This window comes from bacterium (assembly GCA_024228115.1).
In the GTDB taxonomy this organism is placed as follows: domain Bacteria; phylum Myxococcota_A; class UBA9160; order UBA9160; family UBA6930.
The window spans coordinates 1-10,707 of sequence record JAAETT010000644.1; the positions used below are offsets into that span (position 1 = coordinate 1).

Here is a 10,707-nt window from a genome sequence, read left to right on the forward strand (position 1 = left end):
ACTACCTCGCGGCTCTCGATCGCGAACTCGACACCGATCCGACCGACACCGATTCGCCGTTCTGACGAGAAACCAGCACTCGCGCGCGACCACGGCTAGATGATCAGATTTCTACGGTTTCTCGTGATCGCCAACATGCTCCGACCACCCTGGCTCCCTGCCCGCCAGTTCTGACCGCAACTCGCCCAAGTCCCCGCCCCCAATCTAGAAATCGCTCCGGCCCCCCAGTTCCTCTCCAAACTACCGCCTTGCTCTTCGCCTCTTCGTGCTACGTCCAAAGCTATAACTCCTTGAAATAGCAATGGATTCGCTCTACAGAGAGGCACATGTCCACCAAGCGCGGAAAGGCCTGGGGCCCCGACAACCCCCACCCCCTCTCAGTCCTTAGGACCGAGCTCGTCTGGGAAGGGAAGTACGACGAGTACGGGGACCGTCGGCTAGTCGACGTCGCCGGCCAGGCTATGCCGATGCAGAGAATCGAGACGGTTGACCAGCCGCGCTCTGAGGCAGCGGCGGTCGGCCAGGTGGACCTATTCGAGAAGAAGCACCGGCGTCAGGATGACTTCCGAAACCTACTCGTTTGGGGCGACAACAAGCTGGTGACTTCCTCGCTTCTAAAGGACTTCGCGGGGAAGCTCGACCTCATCTACATCGACCCGCCCTTCGATGTCGGGGCAGACTTCACGATGACCATCCCCTTGGGCGAGGAGTCCGAGTCCGTTTTCAAGGACCAATCCACGCTTGAAATGGTCGCCTACCGCGACATGTGGGGCCGCGGAACCGACTCCTATCTCGCGATGATGAGTGACAGGCTTTCCTTAATGCACGGGCTTCTTTCCGACCGGGGGAGCCTTTTCGTGCACGTAGACTGGCGCGTCTCCCAGCATCTTCGACTCATCCTTGACGAGCTATTCGGCCGAGGTGCCGCAGGGGACGGTGGTGGCGGTTTCCGCAACGAAATCGCCTACTGCTATAGCGGCGGTGGGGTCCCCCGGCGTGAGATGCCACGCAAGCACGACACGATTCTCTGGTACACCAAGTCCCCTGAGTGGACGTTCAACACCATCTACCGACCCTATTCCGAGGGAACCGTCCAGCGCGGCAGGACCGCCGTAAAGGGGCCCGATGCGGCCCTCCGGAAGGAGGGGACTCCCATCAACGACTGGTGGCCTGATGTGAAGAAAATCACGTCGCCCACAGACCCCGAGAAGCTCTACTACAACACGCAGAAGTCCGAAGCTCTTCTCGAGCGAATCATCAATATGTGTTCGGAACCAGACCATCTTGTCGGCGACTTCTTCTGCGGTTCTGGAACGACCGGAGCCGTTGCTGAGCGCCTCGGCCGCCGTTGGATAATGGCCGACCTGGGCCGCTTCGCGATTCACACCTCGAGGAAGCGCATCATTGACCTACAGCGGAACCTCCACGAAGAGGGCGAGCCCTATCGAGCCTTTGATGTCTACAACCTTGGGCGGTACGAGCGGCAGTGGTGGCAGAAGGAGAGACTTTCTGGAGCAGACGAAGAGCATCGCAGGGTCGTCCTCGAGTTCTTCAAGGCCGAGATTCTCGAGCACACGTCGTCTCCGTACATCCACGGCCGGAAAGGTCCCGCCTTCTGCCACGTAGACAGCATCGACTCCATTTTTACCCGAGACGAAGCCCGCGCCGTCGCGAAGGCCGTCGCGGAGGCGGGCGGGAAGGAGTGCTTTTGCCTCGCCTGGGAGTTCGAAATGGAGATTCGCCAGGCTACGGCCGCGCTCGAACGGGAGCTCGGCGTCAAGCTAAAGCTCATCCAGATTCCGCGCGAAATCATGGAAAAGCAACGCTCCTCGCCACCTCCCTTTCTCGAGATGGCCGTTCTTGAGGCTGAGCCCATCTACCGTAAGAACGGCAAGAGTAAGGGGAAGCTCGTCGACATCCGGCTCAAGAAATTCCTGCCTTCTCTCGCCGAGGTCCCGACGAAAGAGCTCGAAGCGCTCCGGGAGCGAGCCATCAAGAGCGGGTTTGACTTCATCGACTTCTGGGCTGTCGACTTCGATTGGGTCCCTGAGAAGCCCTTCAACCATCACTGGCAGGACTATCGGACCCGGAAGGACCGCTCGCTTCTAACGGAAAGCGATGCTGGTTTCTCCTACCCGAAGAAGGGCAAGTACACAGCGTGCGTGAAGGTCGTTGACGTCTTTGGATGCGACACCTCCATCACGCTGGAGGTTAAGGTTTGACGGAAAAAGGAGTGAAGACTTCCGCGCTAGAGCCGTTGTTTCTCCCCTGGGACGAGCCGCACTCGCACCGCATTCGCGCCGAGAAGTCCGGAGACCCGGCGCACATCGTAAAGGGCCGACGGTCTTCTCCCATTAGACTCGCTCAGAACATTCGCGCCTCGGTCCGTGAGTGGCGGGAGAACGGCTATTACGATGCGAGTCAAACGAGCCGCGAGCTCCTCTCACACTGGTTTGGTCGCGACCATCGAATAGAGACCAGCTCCGGCGACTCAATTGAGTTCCGTTACTACTTCTGTCAACGCGAGGCCATCGAGACCCTCGTCTATCTAAAAGAGGTCCGGGGCCTTTCCTGCCTTTCCCAGCTTGTGGCCGAATACGGCGGAGCCGATGCCGAGCTCGCAGCTCTTGGCATCACTGAAGATGAGGACGCCTGGTCCAGGTACGCCTTCAAGCTCGCCACGGGTGCCGGCAAGACCAAGGTGATGACGCTTGCGGTGGTCTGGAGCTACTTCCACGCCCTCCGCGAGCCGGACTCCACGATGGCCAAGCATTTCGTGGTCATTGCGCCGAACCTCACCGTCTACGAGCGCCTAAAGGAAGACTTCGCCCCTGGAGACCGGAGGGACATCTTTCATACCGACCCGCTCATTCCGCCTGAGTGGAAGGGCGACTGGAAGCTCTCGGTTGTCCTCCAGGACGAAACGAGCGGAACGCCCACTGGCGGAGTCCTCTACCTCACCAACATCCACCGACTCTATGACCCGAAGAAGCGGAGCTCTTCTTCGAAGACAGAGACCTACGACTTCATGGGACCGGCCGTAAGCAAGGGCTCTGCGCTTGATACGGCCGAGGCGCTCCGAGACCGAATCACCTCGCACCCGCGCGTGATGGTCCTAAACGATGAGGCACACCACGTCTGGGACCGGGAGTCGGCCTGGAACGACGCGCTTCGCTTCCTGAACGACGCCATTCGAAAGAGAACAGGGAGCCCGCTTCTCGCCCAGCTCGACTTCAGCGCAACGCCCAAAGACGACAAAGGCCAGCTCTTTAAGCAGGTCGTGGTCGATACCCCGCTCGGTGAAGCGGTTGATGGGGGCATCGTAAAGACGCCGGTTATTGGAGGTGCTGGAAACCGGCTGAAGCCGCAACCCGCAGACAACGCGGCCCAGAAGTACGAAAGCCACCTCAGACTCGGCTACGAACGCTGGAAGCTGAGCCACGAGGAATGGCAGAAGTCGGGAATGAAGCCTCTCCTTTTCGTCATGTGCGAGGACACCACCGCGGCGGATGAAATCGCCGCGCGATTCAATGAGGACGAGACCTTCAAGGAGCTAAACGGCCGCACCATCAACCTTCACACCAATCTAAAGGGGAAGGTGAAGAAGGTCGGACGCGGAAAGGCCGCCCGCAGTGTCTTTGTTGAGAACGAAAAGCAGATAACCGACGAGGACCTAAAGGTCCTTCGCGAGCTCTCACGCCAGCTCGATAGCGACAAGAGCCCCTACCGCTGCATCGTTTCGGTCTTGATGCTCCGAGAAGGGTGGGATGTCCGAAACGTCACCACCATCGTTCCTCTTCGGCCTCTAACCGCCAAGTCAAACATCCTCCCCGAGCAGACCCTCGGGCGCGGGCTAAGACGGATGACTCCGCCCGGCCAGGCGAACGAAATCGTCACCGTTATCGAGCACCCGTCTTTCGCCTCGCTCTATCAACAGGAGCTCGCCCAGGAGGGGCTCCCTATTGAAATCATCGACGTCGACAAGGTCCCGAAGACCACGGTCTCCATCTACCCGGATGACGCGAGAAAAGACCTGGAGGCGCTCGAGCTTGCCATCCCCCGGCTAACCGCCGGGCACCGTATCGTCCCAAAGCTTGAGGGTCTAAGCCTAGACGACATTAAGAAGGAATTTTCGAAGCACCAAAAGCTTCCCCTCGGCGCATCTGGCGAAACCGCAATTCAGTACGAGGGAAGGCAGCTCATCACGAACGAGATAGTCGAGAGGATGAAGATTCACCTTCCACTCCTCGCGACAGGGGCCGGAGCGGTTTCCTACTTCGTGAAAGAGCTCGAGCAAGTCTGCAAGCTCCGCGGGACTCACGCGGCGCTTGCTTCCCTGGTCCAGTCCTTCCTCGAAGAGCTCCTCTTCGAGGAGAAGACCGACATTTATGACCCGAAGCTCGTGTCGAGGCTCGGTGACCCCGACGTAAGCGAACACATCAGAGCAGTGTTCATCCCACTCATTCGGGCTCGCATCACGACCACCGAAGAGCGCCTCCCAGATGAAGCCCCCATGCGGCTTTCTACGTGGAAGCCCTTCCAGGTAACCCTAAGCGAGACGCGCCCGGTCTTGGACGCCGCAAGGACGCTCTTCAACCTCGTCCCCTGCAACCGCGGCCTCGAGCTTGCCATCGCCGAATACTTCGACCGCGCGACGGACTTGGCGGCTTTCGCCGCCAACACAGGGCCGCAGTCCCTCCGAATCGACTATCTCGCGTTGGGGGGCCGGCTCGCCTTCTACAAGCCCGACTTCTTCGTCCGCGCCAAGGATGGCACCTGTTACCTGGTAGAGACAAAGGGCCGAGAAGACAGAGACGTTGCGAAGAAGGCCCGCGCGGCCGTCGCCTGGTGTGAGGCTGCATCTAGCGACAAGGCCAAGTGGGAGTACATCTATGTCCCGCAAGGAGTCTTCGAGCGCATCACAGGGGATACGCTCGAGGATGTCCTTCGAACTTGTCGCCCTGCTTTAACGCGGCTCCTTGGTGAGGAGGAGCCGGACGAGCTCCCCATCCTGGCGGCCATCGACAAGGCACAAGCCGAGGCCGATGAGAAGCCACCCGAGGTCCTTGAGCTCGTTGACGCCAAGACGCTCGATTCCCTCCCCCCGCGCTACCGGAAGGCCGTCCAGCAAGCGGTCATGCTCTACAGCTTCTTCGAGAACAAGGAAGGCATGAACTACGCCCCAGCCTTCAACGCCCTCCTCGGCTCCCTCGACGAGTCCTCAAGGGGGCTCCTAAAGCGTCGCCTCCAGGATGAGGTCCCCCCGGTTGGAAACGAGGCCGAGGACTGGTTTTCGCCGTATTTCGAGAAGCCCGACCGGCGGAAGCTCCCGGGATACAAAGCAATGGCCCGCAACTTGAAGAAGACGCTCGTCTACGACAGTGGAATCTCCCCGCTCGGGCTCCTCCGGACGTGCATGGACTTCGCGTTGAACGACAAGACCAAGGTCGAAGGCGTCTTCGCTTCCATCCGGGAGAAATTCCAGGTCAAGGGCGGGCGCGACGTCCTTGGAAAGCTCCAGCGCGTGAACGACTTCAGGAACACGAGGGTGGCCCATCAGGAAGATGAGATTACAGACGCCGCTGCTGCCAAGAAGGAGCTCCTCTACTGGATTGACACCCTGCACACCCTGGCCCATCTGCCCTAGTTGACCGACTGCGGGTAGCGACACGCCGCCCTTCCCCACTCTGCCCTCTTCCACCTGGTGCTGGGTCGCCAGAGATATGACCGAAAGTTGGGGAACGAGCGCCTGAGATAGGCAGCGTATTCTTCCGTGTGAATGCAAACACACGCGGCCCCTGTGGCCACAAAGGAAGAACACGCTACCGATGACGAACGTAGTCGAGATCCATGCTCGGACCAAAGAATCCGAGTCGCGAACAATGCTGGATGCCCTGTGCCTGGAGGGGGCTCGGACGATGCTCCAGCAGGCCCTCGAGGTGGAGGTCGGGGCCTACCTGGAGCGCCACCAGGGCGCGCGGGACGAGGCCGGCCACGCTCTGGTGACGCGGAACGGGAAGGCCAGGCCCCGCCAGCTGACGACAGGCACCGGAACGATGACGGTGGAGGCCCCGCGCGTGCGGGACCGCAGGGTCGATGGGGACGGTGGACGCTGCCGGTTCACGAGCCAGATCCTCCCGCCGTACATGCGGCGCTCTCCGAAGGTCGCCGAGGTCTTGCCCGTGCTCTACCTGCGAGGGCTCTCGACAGGAGACTTCGCAGAAGCGCTGCCATCGCTTCTTGGCGAGGAGGCAACGGCCGGACTGTCATCTTCGACGATCACGAGGCTCCTCGGCGAGTGGCAGAAGGACTACGAGGCGTTTCGGAAGCGGAGCTTCCAGGATCGTCGCTACGCGTATCTCTTCGCCGACGGCATTCACTTCCGTATCCGCCTCGAAGAGGATCGCCTCTGCACCCTCGTGCTGATCGGGGTCCGTGAGGACGGAAGCAAGGAACTGGTGGCCGTGGAAGACGGCTACCGGGAAAGCAGCGAGAGCTGGCGGAGTGTCCTTCGCGACCTGCAGAACCGCGGCCTCGAAGCTCCGCTTCTTGCCATCGGCGATGGCGCTCTCGGCTTCTGGGCAGCGCTTCGAGAGGTCTGGCCCGAGGCGGCAGAGCAGCGCTGCTGGGTTCACCGCACGGCGAACGTTCTCGACAAACTTCCCAAGCGGCTGCAGCCAAAGGCGAAGAGAGCCCTTCACGAGATCTTCCAGGCCGAGACGAAGGAGGTCGCCTTGGAGCAGGTCGAGGTGTTCAAGCGCGAGTTCGGAGATCGATACCCGAAGGCCGTCGCATCGCTCATGAAGGACGAGGAGAAGCTTCTCACCTTCTACGACTTCCCCGCAGCACACTGGATGACGATTCGAAGCACCAACGTGATCGAGTCTGCCTTCGCAACGGTGCGCCTACGGCAGCGCGTGACGAAGGGAGCTGGCTCACGGACCCGAGGACTCGCCATGGCCTTCCAGCTCCTGGCCATGGCTCAACAACGATGGAGGAGAATTCGAAGCCCACACCTCGTACAAGAACTCCTGAACGGAACGAAATTCCTGGACGGACGAACTCTCAGCAACGATGATGAAGGAGTGCGGAAGAGCGCTGCCTGATCAGGTGCTCATCCCCAACATTCGGGCATAACTCGGGTCGCCACACCTTCTCCTCTTGAACACAAACGGCGCGCGGGGGTGAACCGTTTGTATCCAAAAGGAGAAAAGGATGAACGACAAGAAAGCACCAGCATTTAGAAGCAGACTAGGAAACGTCGAAGTGGCCACTTGGGCCAACGAGAAGGACGGTCGCACGTTCTACAACTCGACCACCTCAGTGCGCTACCGCACGAAGAGCGGTGAGTACAAAGACGGGACCTCCTACGGCACCCAGGACCTACTCTCCCTGATTGCCTGCGCCTTCGATGTTCTTGGCCAACACAGATGCTCCCAGAGCTTGTCTCGAGAAGCCTCCGGCACGACAGAGTCAAAATACGCATCAACCATCAAGACGGCCTCGGGCGAAAGGAGCGGAGGCCACGATAGGGGCTCCAACCGCTCGAATCGCCGGTACAACGCAGGATCGAGGTCATCTTCCGTGATTGCCGAGAAGCGTACATCCACTTCGGTGAGCCTTCCTGCCATGCCACCAAGATGTAAGCGATCGATCCTGGACGTCCTTGCGCTGCCGAGGAAGCCTCAGCCTGAGAGTGGTGGAAGCGGCGCGTCCCCGCACTTCTCTTTCCAGAGCCTCGGCGTGAGTTCGGCGACGCGATCCTGGGGATGAACGCTGATGCGCTGGAGCACGTCGACGAGGTACGTGAAGGGGTCGATGTCGTGGAGGACGCAGGTCGTGAGCAAGCTCTGCACGACTCCGACCTGATGGGCCCCGAGCTCCGACCAGCAGAACAGCCAGTTCTTCCGCCCCATTGGGATCACGCGCAGCGTGCGCTCGAGATGGTTCGTATCGATCGGGACCTCGGGATCCGCGAGAAAGACTTCCAGGCCCCGCTGGCGCTGGATCGCGTAGCTCGCCGCCACCGTGGGTGTGTAGTTGTTATTGGCCTTCGATCTCTCGTACGATGGCGTGGTCCCAGGTGGGGGATTCGTGGAGCATGGCGTCGACCCACTCGGCGAGGGACACGGGAGTACCGTCGGCCTCGAAAGTACCATCGGCCTCGACGAAGGTACCGTCGGCCTCGAAGGTACCGTTGGCCTCGAAGGTAAGGGTCCACCAAGGCTTCCTCCGCCCCCACATCCACATGTGCTCCTCGGTGTCTTGCACGTGGAAGATCTTCATGCCGTGGTAGGCGTCGAACACGTCGGTGCGGAGGGCGTGGGTGGCCTGTTCGACGGTGGAGTAGGGGGGGTACAGGGGCAAGTACACGTCGTCGATCCTGGCGCACTCGTTCTCCATCATGTCGAATACGTCAGCGCTGACGCTGTCGCGACCGCTGATCACCAGAGCCATCCGACTCCCCAGGAGCTCAGGGCCGGTGACGGGCCCTCGACTGTAGCTGTCGAGGAGCCAGGTCCAGCGGGCATCCATCCACGCGTCGTCGTTCCAGGGACAGGTGTCACCTGGACACGTGTCGGACACGGGCAGGTTGCGGTCGAGACGCCACAGGTCCTTCAGTCGTGCTTGCATGCACTCGGCCACGTATTCGTCGGTGTACATAGGGCCTGCATCCGACAGCAGGTAGGTGCGCTCAGCGCCATATAGATCGGCCGCCTGGTGGTGGTTGAGGAGAGTGCCGACACCACCGGCGCTCGCTCCGGTGAAGAGCACCTTGTCGAAGTCGGTGCCGAGCTCGTCTCGCAGCGCAGCGAGCACCACCCGGGTGTTCGCCGCACCCATGAAGACGCTCTCGCCGCTGCCGATGGCGAATGGCTCCGGGTTCTCTCCCCCGTGCCAGTCGCCCGAGCAGTACGGCACGTACACCTTGGTCCATCCGGCGAACGGATTGTCGGGGTGGCCGTCGAGCACGCCGAACCACTGGTCATCGGTGTGGTTCCACTTGGCCATCGGATCGCTCGTGGCATTGTCCACCGTGCAGTCGTCGAGCTGGGTGCACAGCAACGCGTCCCAGTCGCTCTCGTCGAAGTGGGATGGGTTGATCAGCTCCGCGCAGCTGGTGTTCAAACACGCGTTGCCGCCGCGGAGGAAAATCACCAGCTTGTCGGCGTCGACGCCGCTCGTGGGTGCCTGAATCGCGACGCCGCTGCTTGAGTCATCGCGGCACACGGTCTCGGGGAGGTCCATCCACTGCCATCCGGCCACGGGCTCGGACAGGGTACGCTCGACCGTGTCGGGGAGCGCCGTCTGTACGGGCTCGGCGAGGCCGTCGTAGATCTGTGCTGGGTCGGGCTCGGTGAGTTTGGGGCAGCCCGTGAGCAGCAAACAGAGGGCCCCAACGTAGAGGGCCCCAAGGTCATTCCGTGTCATCGCGTTCTCCTATTTCCTGCTGGCTAAGCTAGCTGCGCTTCGGGGGACCGGTATTGACCGATGCGGCCAAACGGTCTACCTCGCACGGCCAGGGGAGGATGAGATGAGAGAAGCGACGGTTTTGGAGGCTGTGGTGGCCTTTGTGGCCAGGGCCATGGTGGCCGCGGGAGTGCCCGAGGCGCCGGTGGATACCTACCTATCGGATCTGGGACTGGACGCCGATGCGCCTACACAGCTGGGTCGAGTCGCGTTCTCGGCGTTTGCGGGACTGTGGTCGGTGGCCGAGGCGCACCGGCCTTCGTCGACGCTGGGGCTGGAAGTCGCCCAGAGCATTCCGTTCGGTGCACGGGACCTGGCCGACTTTGCGCTGCGGAGTGCACCCACCTTTGGCGACATGGCTCACCTGGCGCTGGAGATCGCGCCGCATATGGACGCGTCGCTCATTCCGATGATCGAGCCGGTGGGAACGAGTCTGATTATCCGGGCGGGTCGGGCCCCTGGTGACCCGGTGCCCGATGCGTTGAGTGCGTACGGGATGGCGCGGTTGCTCATGTCGCTACGGCACGTGGCGGAAGAGCGGCTGCAGCCTGAGGCGGTGTTCCTCACGCGAGGCGCCCCAGCAGATGATGCGTCGTATCGGGCGTATTTTGGATGTCCTGTGCACTTTGGCCACGCGTTCGGCGGGTTGCAAGTGCCGCGGGATTGGATGCAGCGGGAGCTGCCTGGGGCAGATCCGGCGCTGCATGCGACGTTGCTCAAGCACATGCGTCAGCTGTTCGGAGACAGTACGGTGCAGGTCTGCCCGGTGGAGTCGGTGCTTCGGGTACTCTCGGAGCTGCTGGCTGGGGGCCGACCGGTGACGCAAGAGCGGGTGGCGAAGCGGCTGGGGTGCAGTCCTCGATCGCTGCGACGGGTGTTGGAGGAGCACGGCACCAGCTACGCCGAGCTCTACGACCAGGCCCGGCTCGAGCATGCTCAGGCGGCGCTGCGCGCGGGGCAGCCTATCAAGGTGGTGTCGGAGCGGGTGGGATTTGCCTCTCCGGCGTCGTTTAATCGTACGTTTCGCCGGTGGGTGGGACAGCCACCGGCTGAGTGGCAGCGGAGTCAGGCGTGATGGGGCTAGGGTGAGCTGTGTCGTAAGCGGCCAGCCTCGGACGTGGTTGCAGCCCGTATCGCGGGGTCTCAGCCTGTCAGGGGCCCGAGGGGAGCGTCGGCGAAGTTCTCTTTCCAGAGGCGCGGCGTGAGTTCGGCGACCCTGGTTTGAGGGTGGACACT

General features: G+C 61.7%; 5 protein-coding genes and 1 pseudogene. 4 read left to right on the forward strand and 2 right to left on the reverse strand.

Features of this window, described 5'->3' with window-relative positions:
• The first annotated feature begins 326 nt into the window (after positions 1-326).
• The 3 genes from GY937_26660 (at position 327) to GY937_26670 (ending at position 7,106) form a co-directional block, all read left to right on the forward strand.
• On the forward strand, positions 327-2,222 hold the full coding sequence (locus tag GY937_26660; GenBank protein ID MCP5060298.1) for a site-specific DNA-methyltransferase: 1,896 nt from the start codon (positions 327-329) through the stop codon (positions 2,220-2,222).
• A complete protein-coding gene (locus GY937_26665) occupies positions 2,219-5,647 on the forward strand; it encodes a DEAD/DEAH box helicase family protein (protein MCP5060299.1) in 3,429 nt (1,142 codons plus the stop codon). The genes GY937_26660 and GY937_26665 overlap by 4 nt, the downstream gene beginning before the upstream one ends.
• 181 nt (positions 5,648-5,828) lie before the next feature.
• Positions 5,829-7,106, forward strand: coding sequence for an IS256 family transposase (locus GY937_26670; GenBank protein ID MCP5060300.1), 1,278 nt, complete (start codon positions 5,829-5,831; stop codon positions 7,104-7,106).
• Positions 7,107-7,685: 579 nt separating this feature from the next.
• Here the strand turns inward: GY937_26670 and GY937_26675 are convergent.
• A pseudogene (locus tag GY937_26675) lies at positions 7,686-7,991 on the reverse strand (IS66 family transposase).
• 52 nt (positions 7,992-8,043) lie between these two features.
• Positions 8,044-9,432 (reverse strand): hypothetical protein, encoded by a 1,389-nt coding sequence (locus tag GY937_26680; GenBank protein MCP5060301.1) that lies wholly within the window; start codon positions 9,430-9,432, stop codon positions 8,044-8,046.
• A 184-nt stretch (positions 9,433-9,616) separates the two neighbouring features.
• Between GY937_26680 and GY937_26685 the strand changes: the two genes are divergently transcribed.
• Positions 9,617-10,546: an AraC family transcriptional regulator gene (locus GY937_26685; GenBank protein ID MCP5060302.1), complete on the forward strand. Its 930-nt coding sequence runs from the start codon at positions 9,617-9,619 to the stop codon at positions 10,544-10,546.
• Positions 10,547-10,707 lie beyond the last annotated feature (161 nt).